We start from the raw sequence: 19,717 nt of genomic DNA, 5'->3' as shown, positions 1-19,717 counted from the left end.
GGCGGCAGGACAGACAGTGGATAAAAAGTGCATTTACTGGATTTTTGTAATATCAAAAGAAAAATGCGAGCGACCTCAAAAGTTGACGCAATAACCGTATTAATGCACATGACATGCAACCTGTGAGGTTGCTCGCATTTTCCAGCAGACCATACATTTATCCAGTTTTTGACATAAATGTCAGATAGCATGGTCCTTCACAAGCCCCCTATGCTGTTACCCATATCGAATGATTTGGGAGATAAGGTTATGGCGTTGGTTGTTGAATTTGTCTGCGAATTACCGAACGGCGTGCATGCTCGCCCGGCCAGCCACGTTGAGACGCTGTGCAACACGTTTAGCTGCGATATTGAATGGCATAACCTGCGTACCGACCGAAAGGGCAACGCCAAAAGCGCGCTGGCAATTATCGGCACCGACACGCTGTCGGGCGATAGCTGCCGCCTGCTGCTGAACGGTGCGGATGAGCAGAGCGCGCACCAACGTCTCTCCGCCTGGCTGAAAGAGGAGTTTCCGCTGTGCGACGCGCCGCTGGTGCAGGTTGCCAACATAGAGCAGGAGGCACTGCCGGAGTCCTTAACTCGCCTCAACCCAACGCTATTCCGCGCGCTGCCGGTCTGTAACGGCAGCGCGGGTGGCGTGCTTACCCGTCTGGCAGCGCTGGATCTCAACAACCTCGGCGAACTTCCCCCCGCGAAAAATGCAGAGCAGGAACAGTCAGCGCTGGATGGCGGCCTGACGCGCCTCGTCAGAACGCTGGAGCTGCGCCTGCTGGACAGCGACAGCACCGCCAGCGCCATCCTCGAAGCGCACCGATCGCTCGCCACCGATACCTCGCTGCGCCAGCATCTGCTGGCCGGGGTGAATAGCGGTCTGAGCTGCGCGCAGGCCATCATTGAAAGCGCCAACCACTTCTGCGCCGAATTTGCCCGCTCTAGCAGCAGCTATTTACAAGAGCGCGCGCTGGACGTGCGCGACGTCGGCTTCCAGTTGCTGCAGCATATTTATGGTGAAGACCGTTTCCCGGCACCGGGCCAGCTTACCCAGCCGTCCATCTGCGTGGCGGAAGAATTGACCCCAAGCCAGTTCCTCGAACTGGACAAAACGTTGCTCAAAGGCTTGCTGCTGCAAAGCGGCGGTACCACCTCGCACACGGTGATCCTCGCCCGCTCCTTTAATATTCCGACCCTTGTAGGCGTGGAGATTGATGCGCTGACGCCGTGGCAGAACCAGCCGATTTACCTCGACGGCAATGCGGGTGCGGTAATTGTCGCCCCGACGGAGGCCATCACCCGCTATTACCAGCAGGAAGCGCGCGTGCAGGCCGCCATTCGCGAACAGCAAAGCGTTTGGTTACATAAAGAAGCGCGCACCGCCGACGGCATTCGCCTCGAGGTTGCCGCCAACATTGCCCACTCCGTTGAAGCACAGGCCGCCTTCGGCAACGGCGCGGAGGCGGTCGGCCTGTTCCGCACTGAAATGCTCTATATGGATAGGGCCAGCGAGCCAAGCGAGAGCGAGCTGTACAACATTTTCTGCCAGGCGCTGGAGTCCGCCGAAGGGCGTAGCATTATTATCCGCACCATGGATATCGGCGGCGATAAGCCGGTGGATTACCTCAATATTCCGGCGGAGAACAACCCATTCCTCGGCTACCGCGCAGTGCGTATTTATGAAGAGTATTCCGGGCTGTTCACCACCCAGCTACGCGCCATCCTGCGTGCCTCCGCCCACGGCAGCCTGAAAATCATGATCCCAATGATCTCCTCTATGGAAGAGATTTTGTGGGTCAAAGAGAAGGTGGCCGAGGCCAAACAGCAGCTACGCAGCGAACACGTGCCGTTTGATGAGCGCATTCCGCTGGGCATCATGCTGGAAGTGCCGTCGGTGATGTTCATCATCGACCAGTGCTGCGAAGAAATAGACTTCTTTAGCATCGGCAGCAACGACCTGACCCAGTATCTGCTGGCGGTTGACCGCGATAACGCCAAAGTGACTCGCCACTACAACAGTCTGAATCCGGCCTTCCTGCGCGCCCTGGACTTCGCCGTGCAGGCGGTGCACCGTCAGGGGAAATGGATTGGTCTGTGCGGCGAGCTGGGCGCTAAAGGCTCGGTACTACCGCTACTGGTTGGCCTGGGAATGGATGAAATCAGCATGAGCGCGCCGTCGATTCCGGCGACCAAAGCGCGCCTCGCGCAGCTCGACAGCCGCGCCTGCCGTCAGTTACTCAACCAGGCGATGGCCTGCCGCACCTCGCTGGAAGTGGAGCATCTGCTCGCCCAGTTCCGTATGAGCCAGCAGGACGCACCGCTGATTACTCCACGCTGCATTTCGCTCGACAACGACTGGCGCAGCAAAGAGGAGGTCATCAAAGGGATGACCGACAACCTGCTGCTCGCCGGGCGCTGCCGCTACCCGCGCAAGCTGGAAGCCGACCTGTGGGCGCGAGAAGCGGTCTTTTCCACCGGGCTGGGCTTCAGCTTCGCCATTCCGCACAGCAAGTCAGAACATATTGAGCAGTCGACTATAAGCGTGGCACGCCTGCCCGCGCCGGTAGCCTGGGGCGATGACGAGGCGCAGTTCATCATTATGCTGACGCTGAACAAACATGCCGCCGGAGACCAGCATATGCGCATTTTCTCGCGCCTGGCCCGCCGCATCATGCATGAAGAATTCCGCAGCGCTCTGGTTAACGCCGCCTCTGCCGACGCCATTGCCAGCCTGCTGCAACACGAACTGGAACTTTAAGAGGAAACAAGCATGGAACTGTATCTGGATACCGCCAACGTGCAGGAAGTGGAACATCTGGCCCGTATTTTCCCGATTGTCGGCGTCACCACCAACCCGAGCATCGTGGCCGCCAGCCGCGAATCCATCTGGGACGTGCTGCCACGGCTGAAAAAAGCGGTGGGTGAAAATGGCACGCTGTTTGCCCAGACCATGAGCCGCACCGCCGAAGGCATGGTGGCCGAAGCGCGTAAGCTGAATGATGCTGTGCCGGGCATCGTCGTGAAAGTCCCGGTCACCGCCGAAGGTCTGGCGGCGATTAAGCTACTGAAACAAGAGAGCATCCCAACACTTGGCACCGCCGTCTACAGCGCCTCTCAGGGGCTGCTTGCCGCGTTGGCGGGGGCAAAATACGTCGCGCCATACGTCAACCGTGTTGACGCCCAGGGCGGTGACGGCATCCGCATGGTGCAGGAGCTGCAATCGCTGCTGGAGCTGCACGCCCCGGAAAGCAAAGTGTTGGCCGCCAGCTTTAAAACCCCACGTCAGGCGCTGGACTGTTTATTGGCAGGATGTGAAGCCATCACCCTTCCTTTAGATGTAGCGCAACAAATGCTCGGCACACCCGCAGTAGAGTCAGCTATTGAGAAGTTTGAGCAAGACTGGAAAAACGCATTTGGAAATCTGAACCTGTAGGAGAAATGTATGGATCGCATTATTCAATCACCAGGTAAGTATATTCAGGGTGCCGACGTTATCACGCGTCTTGGTGACTACCTGAAGCCAATGGCCAATAGCTGGCTGGTCGTCGGCGATAAATTCGTGCTGGGGTTTGCCGAAGAGACGCTGCGCAAAAGCCTGACCGGCGCGGGCCTCTCCGTTGAGATAGCCCCGTTCGGCGGCGAATGTTCACAAAACGAAGTTAACCGTCTGCAGGACGTGGCGAACAGCGCCAAATGCAGCGCTATTTTAGGTATCGGCGGCGGGAAAACGCTGGATACCGCTAAAGCGCTGGCCCACTTTATGAACCTGCCGGTGGCGATTGTTCCCACCATCGCCTCCACCGATGCCCCGTGCAGCGCGCTCTCCGTGCTGTATACCGACGACGGCGAATTTGACCGCTACCTGATGCTGCCACACAACCCGAACATGGTTATCGTCGATACCAAAATCGTCGCCGGTGCCCCTGCGCGTCTGCTGGCTGCCGGGATTGGCGATGCGTTGGCAACCTGGTTTGAAGCCCGCGCCTGCTCACGCAGCGGCGCCACCACCATGGCGGGCGGCAAATGCACCCAGGCCGCGCTGGCGCTGGCCGAGCTGTGCTACAACACGCTAATTGAAGAGGGTGAAAAAGCCATGCTGGCGGCAGAGCAGCACGTGGTGACGCCAGCGCTGGACCGCGTCATTGAAGCTAACACCTACCTGAGCGGCGTCGGCTTTGAGAGCGGCGGCCTGGCGGCGGCACACGCCATTCACAACGGCATGACGGCAATTCCGGACGCACACCACTACTACCACGGTGAGAAAGTGGCGTTCGGTACTCTCACCCAACTGGTGCTGGAAAATGCACCGGTAGAAGAGATTGAAACCGTGGCGGCTCTGTGCCACAGCGTTGGCCTGCCGATCACCCTGGCACAGCTGAGTATCAAAGAGGATATTCCGGCAAAAATGCGCCTGGTGGCGGAAGCGGCCTGTGCGGAAGGCGAAACCATCCACAACATGCCGGGCGGCGCAGACCCTGACCGCGTTTACGCGGCGCTGTTGGTGGCTGACCAGTATGGGCAGCGTTTTCTGCACGAGTGGGAGTAATTCCCCTCTCTCCCCGAAGGGGCGAGGGAGAAAGGCAGCCAGAGCCGTATTAAAGCACCGAACTTACAGCCCGCACTAAACGGTCCCCTCTCCCTCAGGGAGAGGGTTAGGGTGATGGGGGAAGTCTCCCCGTACCAAATCCCACAAACAAAAATCCCCGCTTTCGCGGGGATTTTTTATACCGTCAAACCCATCTTACAGCAGGTCAAAACGGTCCAGGTTCATCACTTTCACCCATGCCGCCACGAAGTCTTTCACAAACTTCTCTTTCGCATCGCTGGAGGCATAAACCTCCGCCAGCGCGCGCAGTACAGCGTTAGAGCCAAAGACCAGGTCGGCACGAGTGGCGGTGTATTTCACCTCACCGCTCGCACGGTCACGGCCTTCGAATAGCTCGGACGTTTCGTCGGTCGCTTTCCACTCGGTGCGCATATCCAGCAGGTTGACGAAGAAGTCAGTGCTGAGCACGCCCACGCTGTCGGTAAAGACACCGTGGTTGCTACCGTCGAAGTTCGCACCCAGTACGCGCATACCGCCAACCAGCACGGTCAGTTCCGGCGCGGTCAGGGTCAGCAGCTGTGCTTTGTCGATCAGCAGAGATTCAGTGGTCGCTTCGCCCGGTGCCGCACGATAGTTACGGAAACCATCAGCAATCGGTTTGAGCAGCTCAAACATCTCGATGTCCGTCTGATCCTGACGCGCATCTACGCGGCCTGGGGTAAACGGCACTTTGATGTTAACGCCGGCCGCTTTCGCCGCCTGCTCAACGCCCACCACACCGGCCAGCACGATAATGTCGGCCAGAGAAGCTTTATGCGCCGATTTATAGATGCCTTCCAGCACCGGCAGAACGCGAGTCGCCGTGGCGTTCACTTCCCAATCGCGCTGTGGCGCAAGCGCCAGACGTGCGCCGTTCGCACCACCGCGTTTATCACCACCGCGGAAGGTGGACGCGGAAGCCCACGCAACCGACACCAGCTCACCTACGGAGAGACCGGATGCCGCAATATCCGCCTTCAGGCTTTCGATATCTTCGGCGGTCGGGTTGAAGAACGCATGCGGCAGTGGGTCCTGCCAAATCAGATCTTCACGTGGCACTTCTGGCCCGATGTAACGCGCTTTTGGCCCCATATCACGGTGGGTCAGTTTGAACCACGCGCGGGCAAAGGCTTCGTTAAAGGCCTGCGGGTCGTTCAGGAAGCGGCGAGAAATTTTCTCGAAGTCCGGATCGAAGCGCAGCGTCAGGTCAGTCACCAGCATGGTTGGTTTACGTTTTTTAGACGGGTCGAACGGATCTGGAATCAGGTCCGGTGCGTCTACCGCTTCAAACTGGATAGCGCCAGCCGGGCTGCGGGTCTGCACCCATTCGTATTTGAACAGGTTCTCGAAGAAGTAGTTGCTCCACTGGGTAGGGGTCTGTGTCCAGACCACTTCCAGACCGGAAGTGATGGCATCTTTACCCGCCCCGCTGCCGAAGCTGTTTGTCCAGCCCAGGCCCTGAGATTCAATTGGAGCGGCTTCCGGGTCCGGCCCAACGTGCGTTGCCGAAGCCGCGCCGTGGGTTTTACCCAGCGTGTGACCACCGGCAATCAGCGCCACGGTCTCTTCGTCGTCCATCCCCATGTTACCGAAGGTGGCGCGAATCGCCGCAGCCGCAGACAGCGGTTCACCGCTGGCGTTCGGCCCTTCCGGGTTCACGTAGATAAGGCCCATTTCGGTGGCCGCAAGCGGGCGTTTCGCCAGCTCTTCCGGGTCACGGTGCGCCAGCCAGGCTTTTTCATCACCCCAGTTTACGTCCTGATCCGGTTCCCACACGTCTTCACGCCCGGCACCAAAACCAAAGGTACGGAAGCCAGAGTTTTCCAGCGCCACGTTACCCGCAAGGATATACAGGTCGGCCCAGGAGATTTTCTGCCCATATTTCTGTTTGATTGGCCACAGCAGACGACGCGCCTTATCCAGGCTCACGTTATCCGGCCAGGAGTTCAGCGGGGCGAAACGCTGTTGGCCGCGCCCTGCGCCGCCGCGACCATCGGTAGAACGGTAGGTACCCGCACCGTGCCACGCCATGCGGATAAACAGCCCCACATAGCTGCCCCAGTCTGCGGGCCACCAGGATTGCGAATCAGTTAACAGCGCACGAATATCACCCTTCAGTGCGGAGTAATCTAATTTGCTGAATTCTTTGCGATAATCGAAGTCTTCACCCAGCGGGTTAGATCGATTGGAATGCTGATTAAGTAGATCAACGCGAAGCTGCTTCGGCCACCAGTCCTTGCTACTGGTGCCAGCGCCGGCGCTCTGATCGTGACCACCACCGTGGTGGAAAGGACATTTACCTGCGTTCTGGATATCGTCTGGCGTGCTCATCACTATGCTCCCTTACAGTATTTATCATTAAGATATACACCCCTGCTGATAAGTTATAGCTGAAATGACCCACGGATTTGATAGTTAATTCCTCTTATTTTTCCCTTGTCAGAGAGGAATTTCTGCGCAGGTCGAGCCTATTCTTACACAATTTGGGGGAAGTTGACTGTGATCGATCGGGAGAAATAATAAGAAACCACTCAAAATATAAGGATTTTCTTATGCCTAAGCGGGGAATTTGAACGCGAACCGTTGCCCGGTGGCGCTTCGCTTACCGGGCCTACAAAATACCAATGTCGTAGACCGAATAAGCGCAACGCTATCCGGCAAGATATTACGCCGGGCGGACGCCCAGCGTGTGGCAAATGGCGTAGCTCATTTCCGCACGGTTCAACGTATAGAAGTGGAAATCTTTCACCCCTTCACGGCTCAGAATTTTGACCATGTCCATGGCGATATTCGCGCCCACCAGCTTGCGGGTTTCGGCATCATCGTCCAGGCCGTCGAACATCGTCGACATCCAGGCAGGAATACGCACGTTGGTCATGTCGGCAAATTTCTTCGCCTGCTTAAAGTTCGAGACCGGCAGGATGCCCGGGATAATTTCCACATCGATACCCGCCGACACGCAGCGGTCACGGAAGCGCAGATAGCTTTCGACGTCGAAGAAGAACTGAGTGATGGCGCGGTTTGCACCGGCTTCCACTTTGCGTCTCAGGTTAAGCAGGTCCGCCTGAGCGCTTTTCGCTTCCGGATGCACTTCTGGGTAGGCCGCTACGGAGATATCAAAATCCGCCACATCTTTCAGCAAAGTGACCAGGTCGGATGCATACATTTCTGGTTTACCGCTGCCCGGTGGCAGATCGCCGCGCAGGGCGACGATATGACGGATACCGTTATTCCAGTAGTCCTGGGCGATAGCGCGCAGTTCGTCTCGCGTGGCGTCGATACAGGTCAAGTGCGGCACGGCTTCCAGACCGGTACGGTCTTTAATGCCTTTAATGATGCTGTGCGTACGGTCGCGCTCACCGGAGTTAGCCCCGTAGGTAACCGAGACAAATTTCGGCTTCAGGCTGCTTAGGCGATCGATAGAGTTCCACAGGGTCTGCTCCATTTCACTGGTGCGCGGCGGGAAAAACTCGAAAGAAACGTTAATCTGCCCCTGAACCTCGGCCAGACTCTGATTCAGCGCTTCCCGCTGGTTGGCGTGAAAAAAGCTCATACCTTACCTCTATCAATCACGTGTCATTATTGTTGTGTTGTAAACATCTATCCGTTTAGACGTCTGGATGTAAAAATGCCCCAAAAGCGGGCAGGCGTCAATAGAAAAATCCGCGTAAAAAGTGAGTTATCTGCAATCAAGATGAAAAATATTCACCTCGTCGGGTAATGAAGCAGGCTGTGCTGCCAGAAGGCGATTTCCCGCGTATAAATCGCCTGGTTACCCTCTCACAAGCCCTCCGGATGGTCACATTAACCACACATTCACTATGGCATAAAATTTGAGAACTAGATCTCATATTTTTCACGCATTCATCGAGGAAGCAAAAATTCCATTGCAGACGTTAATGACTTGTTTCACGATAAGTAGAACGTTCTACTATAACGTTATACCTAATATAAACAGGGTTACTAAAAGCACGCACGAAGAGGCGTCTATCGGGGGAAATCAGTATGAGTCTGATTCAAAGTGTTGTTAAATCGCTTTCCAAACTGTCGATGATTGGCCGCGCGCTGATGCTGCCGATCTCGCTTCTGCCCGCGGCGGGCTTGCTGCTGGCGTTCGGGGATAAATTCCATCTGCCGCTGATGATGAACGCCGGTGGGATTATCTTCGACAACCTGCCAATGCTGTTTGCTATCGGTTCCGCGGTCGGTCTGGCCTCCGAGTCCGGCATCGCGGCGCTGTCCGCCGCCGTCTCCGTGTTTGTCACTAACATCACTATCAGCACCGTGCTTGGCATTACGCCGGAAATGGCGGCGCAGGGCGGGAAATACGCGATGGTGGTGGGGATTCCAACCCTACAGATGGGCGTCTTTGGCGGCCTGATTTGCGGCATCCTGGCGGCGTGGTGCTTTAACCGCTTCCACAAAATGCAGCTGCCTGAATTCCTCGGTTTCTTCTCCGGCAAACGCTTCGTGGCGATTGCCACCGCGCTGCTGTCGTTCGCGCTTGGCCTGATTCTGCCATACATCTGGCAGCACATTCAGGCGGGTATCGACGCGCTGTCTGTGGTTATCAACGGTGATAACCAGGCGGCCTCGACCTTTATCTTCGGGCTGGTTGAACGTGCGCTGATTCCGCTCGGCCTGCACCACATCTGGTATCCCTCTTTCTGGTACTCCTTCGGCGACTACACCACCCACGCCGGCCAGGTTATCCACGGCGACCAGACTATCTGGTTCAAAATGCTGGAAGAGGGGGTGAAATCCTTCAGCAGCGATACCTACCAGAACGCCGGTAAATTCATGCAGGGTGAGTTCCCGCTGATGCTGTTCGCGCTGCCGGCTGCCTGTCTGGCGATGTACCATGAAGCACATACCAAGAATAAAAAGATCGCCGCCGGTATTCTGTTCTCCGCCGCGCTGACCTGCTTCCTGACCGGGATCACCGAACCGGTTGAGTTCACCTTTATCTTTGTGGCGCCGATTCTTTATGTCTTCAACGCCATCATGGCCGGTCTCTCCTACATGGTGATGTACCTGCTGCATGCGCATATCGCCAAGTCGTTCTCGGCCGGGCTTATCGACTACATCTCCTTCGGGATCCTGCCGTCGTTTAACGGCTACCAGACCAACTTCCTGAACGCGATTATCGTCGGTATCCCGATGGGGCTGATTTACTACTTCACCTTCCGCTTCGTCATCCGCCGTTTCGATGTTAAAACGCCGGGCCGCACGGAAACCACGGTCAGTGCCAACGACAAAACTGATGAAGACCTGGCAACGGAGATTATCGACCTGCTGGGCGGCGAGCATAACATCGCGTCCGTGGGCTCCTGCATTACCCGTCTGCGTCTTGAAGTGACAGATAAAGGGCCAGTGGACAAAGATGGGCTGAACAATATCGGCGCTCGCGGCGTTGTTTTCGTCGGCGATCACGGAATTCAGGTAATATTTGGCGCACGAGCGCAATTTATCGCGGAAACTATGTCGACGATGATTGGCAAATAATCATAAGATTATGATCGGTTGGAGGTTCCCGTTACTGATGGGAGCCTCCTTGTTTTGTGTGGATTAGCGTGACGGCTCAGGGAGCGATTTTTGAAGAAGGTCAGCATAATTGATGTCGCGAAGCGAGCGGGCGTGTCGGTTTCTACCGTGTCGCTGGTGCTTCGTCAGAAAGGCAAAATCTCCGATGCCACCATCGAAAAAGTGCAGGCCGCCATTCATGAGCTGGGCTACGTTCACAACGTCGCCGCCGCTAACCTCCGCGCAAACACCTCTAACCTGATTGGTCTTATCCTCCGCGATTTCAGCGACAGCTTTTCCATTAAAGTGATGGCGAGTATCGTCCAGGAACTGGAAGCGCAGGGCTATATGGTTTTTCTCGGTCAGCCGCTGAACGAGCATGAACACCTGGAACGCTGCCTGCTGTCTTTCAAGCAACAAGGGGTTGCCGGGGTTATCTATCTGGCCTCCGATTCCCGCCGCGATACGTTACCCGCACAAATTCGCCAGTGCCCGCTGCCGCTGGTCGTCGTCTCACAGTCGCCGATTAAAGACGAGTGCAACCGGGTGCTGCGCGATAACCAACAGGCAGCCAGCCTGGCGACGCGTTATCTGCTGGAGCGCGGCCATCGCTATATTGCCTATCTCGGCGGCCTGGAAAACGATCTTATCCGCCAACAGCGTCTGGTGGGCTTTCGCAGCACCCTCACCCGTCTTGGGATCGGCTACCGCGAAGAGTTTAGCCCTGCCTGCGGCAACGATACCTATGCCGCCAGCGTAGCCACACGCCACTTGCTGGAAAATAACAACGCCATTACCGCGCTGCTCTGTCATTCCCCGGATGCCCTGATCGGCTGTATTGATGGGATTCATAAGGTGGGACGAACGGTAGGTAAAGATGTTTTCCTGACGCAGCAGGTGGCGCTGATTGGCTTTGAGGATATGCTGCACATCAACCTCACCTCACCGGCCTTTACTTATGTCTCTTCCGCCAGCGAAGAGAGCGGACGGCAGGCGGCTACGCTGATGATCCGCAAGCTCAAAGAGCCTGCGTTAGAGAATCAGTCAATTACGCTTTCCGGTCAGTTGGTGACGCGCGAGTCGGCGTGAACCACGTCCCGCAACCAGGCAAGACGCGCCTCGTTTTCCGGTAACATCACCAGACCCCACTGCACGCATAGCGCAGCCTCATCTATGGGCCGGAAAACGACGCCCTGACGCTGAATAGCGGCAAATGAGGCGGGAAACAGGCTCAACCCTTCGCCGCGAGCAATGCGCGCCAGCAGCACATCATGTTCGAGAGGTTCTTCCAGGCAGGCGGGGGCATAGCCCGCACGACGGAAAATATCGCGGGTGAAGTCGAAGAACGCCAGATTACGTTCGCGTTTAAACCAAAATAACGGCTTGCCGTTAAGCGCACTCAACGTCAGCCGCCCTTGTTCCGACTCCGGCCATTGCGCGGGCAGCGCTGCAATCAGCGGCTCCTGCCGATTTAGCCACGTCACGCTGAGCCCTGAGGTCTCCAGCGGCAGCGCCACCAGCGCAGCATCCAATTTTCCGCGTCGCACCTGACGCACCAGCTCCGGCGAACCATGGCGCACCACGTGCAGCGTCTCTACCTGCGCCGCCAGCGCCGTTTCCAGCGAAGCAAAAACCCCCTGCTCAAACGCGGTAGTTAGCCCCACACGCAGCGACGGTGCTTCAGCCTGAGCGAGCTGGCTCAAGGCGGCATAGGTCTTATCCTGCTGCTCCAGCAGCGGGCGAATAATCTCCAGCACCCGCAGCCCATCAGCCGTTAACGTCAGCCCTTTGCTATGCCGGACAAAAAGGATGACCCCCAGCCGTTCTTCAAGCTGGCGAATATGGCGGCTTAGCGGCGGCTGTGACATATACAGTCGGTCAGCCGCGCGGCGCATATTGTTCTCTTCCGCCACCACGGCAAAGTAGCGCAGCAGGCGGATATCCAGAGCATGTAGGGGAGATGTAGTCATACCGAAAAGGTATCACGGAATCGGTATTATCCAAATGAACCCACGCGCTCTATCTTCTCGTCATACGCTAACTAACGAGGGGTTTATCATGGATTCAGAACGCTATATTACCGGTCAGAAAATGCTACAACAGGTTGATGGGAAAGGCGGGGATGCCGTTGTCGATAGCCTGAAGGATATTGCGCCGGACTTCGCCCGCTATCTGCTTGAATTCCCGTTTGGCGATATTTATGCGCGTCCGGGGCTGGATCTGCGCAGCCGGGAAATTGCCACCGTCGCCGCGCTCACCGCCATGGGTAACGCCGCACCGCAGCTTAAGGTACATATCGCCGCTGCGCTGCACGTTGGCTTAACGCAGGAGGAGATTATTGAAGTGATAATGCAGATGGCGGTTTATGCGGGATTTCCAGCGGCGCTAAACGGCCTGTTCGCCGCAAAAGAGGTGTTTGCGAAGGCGTAATTCTGCCGGATGGCGGCATAAATGCCTTATCCGGCCTACAGAACGATGTAGGCCGGATAAGCGTAGCGAACCAAAACTACAGCAGCTGCGCCAGACGGTTAATATCCGACTGAATCGCCCCGGCGGTCACATCGCGACCGGCGCCCGGCCCACGAATCACCAATGGGTTATCGCGGTACCAGCGGCTCTCAATTGCAAAGACGTTATCACACGGCAGCAGCGACGCCAGCGGATGTTCCTGACGCACGGCTTCCACCCCAACGCGAGCTTTGCCGTTAGCATCAAACCGCGCCACGTAGCGCAGTACCAGCCCCATCTCCTGCGCTGCTTCCAGGCGCTGGAGCATCTGCTCGTTCAGCTCTTCGCCATTCTCAAAGAAGTGGTCGATAGAGCCCTCTTCGCAGTGCGCAGGCACCAGAGACTCAACGCGTACCTGATCCGGCTCGATGTCGTAGCCCGCTTCGCGCGCCAGGATCACCAGCTTGCGCATCACGTCTTTACCGGAAAGGTCCACGCGTGGGTCGGGCTCGGTCAGCCCCTGCTGCCAGGCCTGATCCACCAGCTCGGTGAAAGGCACGCTGCCGTCGAACTGCAGGAACAGCCAGGAAAGCGTCCCGGAGAAGATACCGCTAATGGCCAGAATGCTGTCGCCGCTGTCGATCAGATCTCGCACGGTGTGGTTCACCGGCAGACCTGCGCCGACGGTCGCGTTATACAGCCAGTGGCGGCCGGTTTTGTCGAACGCGTCGTGGATCTGGCGATATTTATCGCTGCTGCTGGCCCCGGCCAGTTTGTTGGCGCTGATCACGTGGAAACCGTGGCTAGCGAAATCAAGGTACTGATCGGCCAGCTGCGGGCTGGCGGTCACATCCAGCACCACGAGATCGTCGTAGGGGTGCGCGCGCATCCACAGGAACAGCGACTCTTCATCTTGTTCGATGGCTTCATCGTCAAAGAAGGCCAGCGCGCGGCTGGCGTCGAGCCCTTCATAGTTCAGCAGGCTGCGGCGGCTATCCACAACCCCGGCTAGCACAAATTCAAAGCCGGTACGGGCAGAGAGCGTGCTCTGCTCGCGGGCAAACAGCTCCAGCCAGCGGGAACCAATATTGCCTTTGCCGAACAGCATCAGGCCGATACGTTTTTCCGCGCGGAACAGCGACTGGTGCAGGCCCTGAATCAGGCTTTCGGTTGGCCCCGCGCGCAGCACGGCAACCAGACTGATGCCTTCTTCCGACTGCCAGGTAAATTCAACCGGCTGACCCTTCAATTGCTGCCAGAAACGGTGGCAGTGCAGCGGGTTACGGGTGACGCCCGCGCCCACCATTGCTACCAGCGCCAGACCCTGACGCAGGCGAAGCTCGCCCGGCAGGCCCGCTTCATCAAGAATTTTCAGCGCGCTGTCGGCCACTTCCGAGGTGTAGCAGAACTGCAGCAGCTTATGGTCAGCGTGCACGCCTACCGCCAGTGGGCGGATTTGTGCGCGTTTGAGTAATTGGTCGATTTCTTTATGCGCCAGCTTGAAGTCCTGGCTTGCCGGCACCCGGAACTCAATCAGGCAGACGTCATCATGGCTGGTGACAATACGCGCGCCGGTACCGGAGGCGAGCACGCGCTCGATGCGCGTAGAACCCTGATCCGGCGTGTAGCTACAGCGTAATTGCAGGTCGATATCACTGCCGGAAACCGGCTGTAACGTACGGGCGTGCAGCACCGGCGCGGCAAGACGCGCCAGCTCGCTGGCTTCATCCAGACGCAGCAGCGGCAGCAGGCAGGCATCTTTCACTTTACGCGGGTCGGCGCTGTACACCCCGGCCACGTCGCTCCAGATGGTGACGCGGGAAACGCCCGCCAGCGCGCCGATTTGCGTCGCGGAGTAGTCCGAGCCGTTACGCCCCAGCAACACGGTTTCACCCGCGTTGTTGCGGCTGATAAAGCCGGTCACCACCAGACGTTTACCCGGATGCTGTGCCAGAAGCTGTTGCAACAGCGGGTAAGAGAGGCCTTCATCCACCTGCGGCTGCGCGGAGCGCTCGGCGCGTAAAAACGCGCGAGCATCCAGCCAGGCCGCGTCCAGGCCTTGCAGCTTAAGGACTTCCGCCATCAGACGAGCCGACCACACTTCACCGTGGCCGACCACTTCCGCGTACACCGCGTCGCTCACGCCATTATCTAAAAGCTCGGCCAGACGCTCCAGGTCATGAATAAAATCAGCAATCATGCCGTCGGCAATCTCGGCAGGCAGCAGGCCGCTAATCAGCTCAGACTGATAGCGGCGCAGCGTCTGCTGAACCTGATGCGCAGAAAGGCGATCGGTCTGGCTGAGCTTCAGCCAGCTAATCAGCTGGTTGGTGGTGCTCCCTGCGGCGGAAACGACCATCATATCGCCGGGCTGAGAGTACTCAGTCATAATGCCGGCAACGCGCAGGTAACACTTCACATCCGCCAGACTACTTCCACCAAATTTATGCAGCTGACGTTCGTTCGCCCCTGCCTGCGCAATCACACTCATGTTTACCCCTCGGCTGCGATCCGGAATCCATTTTCCAGATCGGCAATTAAGTCCTGGCTATCTTCAATACCGGTTGAGATACGCAGCAGCGTCTCAGAAATACCTGCGGCCGCGCGCGCTTCCGGGGCCATGCCCGCGTGGGTCATGGTGGCCGCGTGAGAAATCAGGCTCTCTACCCCACCCAGCGATTCCGCCAGCGTGAAGAGTGACAGCCCGCTCAGGAAGCGACGCAGCGTCTGTTCATCACCGTTCAGTTCAAAGCTCAGCATCGCACCAAACCCTTTCTGCTGGCGAGCGGCAATTTCATGCCCCTGGTTATCCGGCAGAGAAGGATGATACAGCTTTTTCACCAGCGGCTGGGTTTTCAGGAAGTCGACAATCGCCTGGGCGTTGCGCTGCGCCACGTCCATACGTGGTACCAGCGTACGCAGACCGCGCAGCAGCAGATAGCTGTCGAACGCGCCGCCGGTGACGCCGATATTATTCGCCCACCATGCCAGTTCCGTGACCGTTTCAGGATCTTTTGCAATCACCACGCCCGCCACCACGTCAGAATGGCCGTTCAGGTATTTGGTGCATGAGTGCAGGACCAGATCCGCCCCCAGCGCCAGCGGGTTTTGCAGCGCCGGGCTCAGGAAGGTGTTATCCACCACGCTCGTCGCGCCGGCTTCACGCGCCAGCTGACAGATTTTTGCAATATCCACCACGCGCAGCAGCGGGTTGCTTGGGCTTTCCACCAGCACCAGCTTCGGTTTTTCCGCCAGCGCCGCTTTTAACGCTTCATCATTGCCCTGATCGACAAACAGCACGCGGTAACAGCCGCGTTTAGCCAGGCTGTCGAACAGACGGTAGCTGCCGCCGTAGCAGTCGTGTGGCGCTACCAGCAGGTCACCAGGCTTGAGGAATACGGTGGTTACCAGGTGAATCGCCGACATGCCCGTGTTGGTCAGAACCGCGCCTGCGCCCCCTTCCAGCTCGGCCAGCGCCCGCTGAACCACGTCACGCGTCGGATTACCGCGACGAGAGTAGTCATGCGCACGCGGCTCATTAAAGCCGGTAAAGTTATAGGTACTGGAAAGATGAATGGGCGGGACAACACAACCATACTGCTCGTCGTCATTTAATCCGCTCCGCACTGCGATGGTGGCCTGTTTACGGGTCATGAGGATTCGTTCCTGGCAAGGTCTGTGAAAAGTCAGACCCCAGAGTAAACATTGTTGCCATAGCCGTCAATACATCTAGACTTCTAAACTTCTTTGCGTATAGATTGAGCTATTGGCAAATAGCCGTTAAAATTATACGCATTAGCGCACATCTGCGAAGGCTAAGCTCGTGTCACGGCAGGCCTCTCTACGGTAAACTACGCGCGATCACGGCCGTGACCCGGCCTGTTAACTTATGACTAGAGGATTAAAGGTATCTCATGGCTGAATGGAGCGGCGAATATATCAGCCCATACGCTGAGCACGGTAAGAAGAGTGAGCAAGTAAAAAAAATTACGGTTTCCATTCCTCTGAAGGTGTTGAAGATCCTCACCGATGAACGCACGCGTCGTCAGGTGAACAACCTGCGTCACGCTACCAACAGCGAACTGCTGTGTGAAGCGTTCCTGCATGCATTTACCGGTCAACCGTTACCTAACGATGAAGACCTGCGTAAAGAGCGCAGCGATGAAATTCCGGAAGCGGCGAAAGAAATTATGCGTGAGCTGGGGATTGACCCAGAGACGTGGGAATACTGATTGGCAGGCATAAAAAAAGCAGAAAATAATTTCTGCTTTTTTTTTCGAATTTTTTCAGCGTCTTAGAAGCGTGTTACTTCAGGATGCAGTTCAGACATAGAGATCAGGTAAGAAACAAAAACGTTTTTGATTGCGGTCAGCATAGTCACACCTTTACCCATAGTTATTTTGTGGTCGTTTGATGGGCAAATAATAAGCTTATCCGCAGCGCGGCGCAATATTTTCGTGACGCTCGTCACAAAAAATTTTACGACTGCCGAAATTCAGAGACAAAAAAAGCGCCCTGAGGCGCTTTTTTCGCTTGGCAACTTACTTGCTGCCTGGGATGCTGAAACGCTTGTTGAAGCGGTCAACACGGCCACCGGTAGCAACATCACGCTGCTTGCCAGTATAGAACGGGTGGCATTTACCGCACACATCCAGGTTCAGGTTGTGACCAACGGTAGAGCGGATCTGCATGACGTTACCGCAAGAACAAGTTGCAGTAATTTCTTCGTATTTCGGGTGAATATCTTTTTTCATGGGAAAACCTCGGTTAAGGCCGCGTCGCTCTTCCAGCCCTAACGCCAGACACCACGCGATGTTAATAGTATAGGTCGATGATACAAAGATGCATCAAAGGCGGCGAATCATACAGAATTTGACCAGCAGATGCAAACTGATCCGCGCTCTCTTACCACAATGTGTATACTGTCTCGCCAGATTTCAAGTCAGGAAGAAAACATGCCCGTTGCTCACGTTGCCCTGCCTGTTCCGCTGCCCCGCACCTTTGACTACCTGCTGCCTGATGACCTCAGCGCGAAAGCAGGCTGCCGCGTGCGCGTGCCGTTTGGTAAACAGGAACGCGTGGGGATTGTCGTCTCGGTCAACGAGAGCAGCGAGCTGCCGCGCGATGAGCTAAAAGCGGTCATCGAGGTGCTGGACGGCGAGCCGGTCTTCTCCACTTCCGTCTGGCGGCTGCTGCTCTGGGCGGCGGACTATTACCATCATCCTATTGGCGACGTGTTGTTCCACGCGCTGCCCATTTTGCTGCGCCAGGGGAGACCCGCCAGCGCGACGCCGCAGTGGTTCTGGTTTGCGACCGAGCAGGGCCAGGCCGTTGATATCAACACGCTCAAGCGCTCACCAAAGCAGCAGCAGGCGCTGGCCGCGCTGCGACAGGGGAAAATCTGGCGCCACCAGGTAGCAGAGCTGGAATTTAATGAAAGCGCGATGCAATCGCTGCGCACCAAAGGGCTTTGCGAGCTGGGCAGCATTGCGCCGGAAACCACCGATTGGCGCACCACTTATTCGGTGCCGGGCGAACGCCTGCGACTCAACACCGAGCAGGCCACGGCGGTAGGCGCGATTCATAGCGCGTCCGATGCGTTCTCCGCCTGGCTGCTGGAAGGGATCACCGGCTCCGGGAAGACGGAAGTCTATCTTAGCGTGCTGGAAAACGTGCTGGCGCAGGGCAAACAGGCGCTGGTGATGGTGCCGGAAATCGGCCTGACGCCGCAAACCATCGCCCGCTTCCGCGAGCGCTTTAATGCGCCGGTCGAAGTGCTGCACTCGGCGCTGAACGACAGCGAGCGCATGGCCGCCTGGCTCAAGGCGAAGAACGGTGAAGCGGCGATTGTCATCGGCACCCGCTCCTCGCTGTTTACACCGTTTAAGAATCTCGGCGTGATCGTCATCGACGAAGAGCACGACAGCTCTTATAAACAGCAGGAAGGCTGGCGCTATCATGCCCGCGACCTCGCAGTATGGCGCGCTCACAGCGAGCAGATTCCGATAATCCTCGGCTCAGCCACGCCGGCGCTGGAGACGTTGCTCAACGTGCGCCAGCATAAATACCACCTGCTGCGTTTAACCCGCCGCGCGGGCAACGCGCGCCCGGCGACGCAGCACGTGCTGGATTTAAAAGGTCAACAGCTTCAGGCCGGGCTATCACCAGCGCTGATCAACCGTATGCGCCAGCATTTGCAGGCCGACAATCAGGTCATTTTATTCCTCAACCGCCGTGGGTTCGCCCCTACGCTGCTGTGTCACGACTGCGGCTGGATTGCCGAATGCCCGCGCTGCGACAGCTACTACACGCTGCACCAGGCGCAGCACCATCTGCGCTGCCACCACTGCGACAGCCAACGCCCTATCCCGCGCCAGTGCCCTTCCTGCGGCTCGACGCACATGGTGCCGGTAGGGCTGGGAACGGAACAGCTGGAGCAGGTGCTGGCACCGATGTTCCCCGGCGTACCGCTGTCGCGTATCGACCGCGATACCACCAGCCGTAAAGGCGCGCTGGAGCAGCATCTGGCGGAAGTGCATCGCGGCGGCGCACGTATCCTGATTGGCACCCAGATGCTGGCGAAAGGCCACCACTTCCCGGACGTGACGCTGGTTGCCCTGCTGGACGTTGACGGCGCGCTGTTCTCCGCCGATTTCCGCTCGGCAGAACGCTTTGCCCAGCTCTATACCCAGGTCTCCGGCCGTGCCGGGCGCGCAGGTAAACAGGGTGAAGTGGTTCTGCAAACGCACCATCCTGACCATCCGCTGCTGCAAACGCTACTCTATAAAGGCTATAACGCCTTTGCCGAGCAGGCGCTGGCCGAACGTCAGACCATGCAGCTGCCGCCGTACACCAGCCATGTACTGATTCGCGCCGAAGACCATAACAACCAGCAGGCGCCGGTCTTTCTCCAGCAGCTGCGTAATCTGATACAGGCCAGCCCGCTGGCGGACGATAAGCTGTGGGTGATTGGCCCGGTTCCGGCGTTAGCGCCGAAGCGCGGCGGCCGCTTCCGCTGGCAGATACTGCTGCAGCATCCCTCACGCATTCGCCTGCAGCACATCGTCACGGCCAGTCTGGCGCTTATCAATACGCTGCCGGAATCCCGCAAGGTGAAGTGGGTTCTCGACGTTGACCCTATCGAAGGTTAATGCAGAGTTGCGAGCCG

At 57.5% G+C, this 19,717-nt stretch carries 14 protein-coding genes; 8 read left to right on the top strand and 6 right to left on the bottom strand.

Annotated elements, in window-relative coordinates:
- Positions 1-249: 249 nt before the first annotated feature.
- The 3 genes from ptsP to ACLGE8_RS18605 are packed head-to-tail and all read left to right on the top strand — an operon-like array spanning position 250 to position 4,539.
- Positions 250-2,751, top strand: coding sequence for a phosphoenolpyruvate--protein phosphotransferase (gene ptsP / locus ACLGE8_RS18615; protein ID WP_411000375.1), 2,502 nt, complete (start codon positions 250-252; stop codon positions 2,749-2,751).
- A 12-nt stretch (positions 2,752-2,763) separates the two neighbouring features.
- The gene (gene fsa / locus ACLGE8_RS18610; RefSeq protein ID WP_411000373.1) at positions 2,764-3,426 is read left to right on the top strand and encodes a fructose-6-phosphate aldolase; all 663 of its coding nucleotides are present in this window, start codon (positions 2,764-2,766) and stop codon (positions 3,424-3,426) included.
- Between the two features lie 9 nt (positions 3,427-3,435).
- On the top strand, positions 3,436-4,539 hold the full coding sequence (locus tag ACLGE8_RS18605) for a glycerol dehydrogenase (protein ID WP_411000371.1): 1,104 nt from the start codon (positions 3,436-3,438) through the stop codon (positions 4,537-4,539).
- A gap of 195 nt (positions 4,540-4,734) precedes the next feature.
- Here ACLGE8_RS18605 and katG read toward each other — a convergent pair whose 3' ends face one another.
- Both katG and metF read right to left on the bottom strand, forming a co-directional pair.
- Positions 4,735-6,909, bottom strand: coding sequence for a catalase/peroxidase HPI (katG, locus tag ACLGE8_RS18600; protein WP_411000369.1), 2,175 nt, complete (start codon positions 6,907-6,909; stop codon positions 4,735-4,737).
- Positions 6,910-7,243: 334 nt separating this feature from the next.
- Positions 7,244-8,131 (bottom strand): methylenetetrahydrofolate reductase, encoded by an 888-nt coding sequence (gene metF, locus ACLGE8_RS18595; protein WP_185668801.1) that lies wholly within the window; start codon positions 8,129-8,131, stop codon positions 7,244-7,246.
- Between the two features lie 452 nt (positions 8,132-8,583).
- On the opposite strand from metF, the gene ACLGE8_RS18590 reads away from it, so the two are divergent.
- On the top strand, positions 8,584-10,083 hold the full coding sequence (locus ACLGE8_RS18590; protein WP_411000367.1) for a PTS transporter subunit EIIC: 1,500 nt from the start codon (positions 8,584-8,586) through the stop codon (positions 10,081-10,083).
- A 90-nt stretch (positions 10,084-10,173) separates the two neighbouring features.
- Entirely contained in the window at positions 10,174-11,190 is a 1,017-nt protein-coding gene (gene malI, locus ACLGE8_RS18585; RefSeq protein ID WP_411000365.1) for a Mal regulon transcriptional regulator MalI, read from the top strand.
- Here the strand turns inward: malI and ACLGE8_RS18580 are convergent.
- Positions 11,163-12,071, bottom strand: a complete 909-nt coding sequence (locus ACLGE8_RS18580) for a LysR family transcriptional regulator (protein WP_411000363.1) — start codon at positions 12,069-12,071, stop codon at positions 11,163-11,165. The two genes, malI and ACLGE8_RS18580, sit on opposite strands and share 28 nt — an antisense overlap.
- A gap of 88 nt (positions 12,072-12,159) precedes the next feature.
- On the opposite strand from ACLGE8_RS18580, the gene ACLGE8_RS18575 reads away from it, so the two are divergent.
- On the top strand, positions 12,160-12,531 hold the full coding sequence (locus ACLGE8_RS18575; RefSeq protein WP_411000361.1) for a carboxymuconolactone decarboxylase family protein: 372 nt from the start codon (positions 12,160-12,162) through the stop codon (positions 12,529-12,531).
- 76 nt (positions 12,532-12,607) lie between these two features.
- Here the strand turns inward: ACLGE8_RS18575 and ACLGE8_RS18570 are convergent, their stop codons facing one another.
- Complete coding sequence (locus ACLGE8_RS18570; RefSeq protein WP_411000360.1) at positions 12,608-15,040, bottom strand: bifunctional aspartate kinase/homoserine dehydrogenase II; 2,433 nt, start codon at positions 15,038-15,040, stop codon at positions 12,608-12,610.
- 2 nt (positions 15,041-15,042) lie between these two features.
- On the bottom strand, positions 15,043-16,203 hold the full coding sequence (metB, locus tag ACLGE8_RS18565) for a cystathionine gamma-synthase (protein ID WP_411000358.1): 1,161 nt from the start codon (positions 16,201-16,203) through the stop codon (positions 15,043-15,045).
- A gap of 260 nt (positions 16,204-16,463) precedes the next feature.
- Between metB and metJ the strand changes: the two genes are divergently transcribed.
- Positions 16,464-16,781, top strand: a complete 318-nt coding sequence (metJ, locus tag ACLGE8_RS18560) for a met regulon transcriptional regulator MetJ (protein WP_012907792.1) — start codon at positions 16,464-16,466, stop codon at positions 16,779-16,781.
- Between the two features lie 309 nt (positions 16,782-17,090).
- On the opposite strand, the gene rpmE is transcribed toward metJ, so the two are convergent.
- Positions 17,091-17,303: a 50S ribosomal protein L31 gene (gene rpmE, locus ACLGE8_RS18555; protein WP_395597049.1), complete on the bottom strand. Its 213-nt coding sequence runs from the start codon at positions 17,301-17,303 to the stop codon at positions 17,091-17,093.
- 201 nt (positions 17,304-17,504) lie between these two features.
- On the opposite strand from rpmE, the gene priA reads away from it, so the two are divergent.
- Positions 17,505-19,700, top strand: coding sequence for a primosomal protein N' (gene priA / locus ACLGE8_RS18550; protein WP_411000356.1), 2,196 nt, complete (start codon positions 17,505-17,507; stop codon positions 19,698-19,700).
- Positions 19,701-19,717: the final 17 nt, after the last annotated feature.

Origin of the sequence: Kluyvera sp. 142486 (genome assembly GCF_046569695.1) — a bacterium.
Classification (GTDB): domain Bacteria; phylum Pseudomonadota; class Gammaproteobacteria; order Enterobacterales; family Enterobacteriaceae; genus Kluyvera.
Note: the sequence above shows the minus strand (reverse complement) of the source record. Positions and strands in the feature narration are given on the sequence as shown.

What these genes read in the sequence shown, in the direction of transcription:
- ACLGE8_RS18605 (WP_411000371.1), top strand. Translation starts at nt 3,436, where the DNA reads ATGGATCGCATTATTCAATCACCAGGTAAGTATATTCAGGGTGCCGAC.
- ACLGE8_RS18580 (WP_411000363.1), bottom strand. Translation starts at nt 12,071, where the DNA reads ATGACTACATCTCCCCTACATGCTCTGGATATCCGCCTGCTGCGCTAC.
- ACLGE8_RS18590 (WP_411000367.1), top strand. Translation starts at nt 8,584, where the DNA reads ATGAGTCTGATTCAAAGTGTTGTTAAATCGCTTTCCAAACTGTCGATG.
- rpmE (WP_395597049.1), bottom strand. Translation starts at nt 17,303, where the DNA reads ATGAAAAAAGATATTCACCCGAAATACGAAGAAATTACTGCAACTTGT.
- metJ (WP_012907792.1), top strand. Translation starts at nt 16,464, where the DNA reads ATGGCTGAATGGAGCGGCGAATATATCAGCCCATACGCTGAGCACGGT.
- ACLGE8_RS18570 (WP_411000360.1), bottom strand. Translation starts at nt 15,040, where the DNA reads ATGAGTGTGATTGCGCAGGCAGGGGCGAACGAACGTCAGCTGCATAAA.
- fsa (WP_411000373.1), top strand. Translation starts at nt 2,764, where the DNA reads ATGGAACTGTATCTGGATACCGCCAACGTGCAGGAAGTGGAACATCTG.
- metF (WP_185668801.1), bottom strand. Translation starts at nt 8,131, where the DNA reads ATGAGCTTTTTTCACGCCAACCAGCGGGAAGCGCTGAATCAGAGTCTG.
- ptsP (WP_411000375.1), top strand. Translation starts at nt 250, where the DNA reads ATGGCGTTGGTTGTTGAATTTGTCTGCGAATTACCGAACGGCGTGCAT.
- priA (WP_411000356.1), top strand. Translation starts at nt 17,505, where the DNA reads ATGCCCGTTGCTCACGTTGCCCTGCCTGTTCCGCTGCCCCGCACCTTT.
- ACLGE8_RS18575 (WP_411000361.1), top strand. Translation starts at nt 12,160, where the DNA reads ATGGATTCAGAACGCTATATTACCGGTCAGAAAATGCTACAACAGGTT.
- metB (WP_411000358.1), bottom strand. Translation starts at nt 16,203, where the DNA reads ATGACCCGTAAACAGGCCACCATCGCAGTGCGGAGCGGATTAAATGAC.
- katG (WP_411000369.1), bottom strand. Translation starts at nt 6,909, where the DNA reads ATGAGCACGCCAGACGATATCCAGAACGCAGGTAAATGTCCTTTCCAC.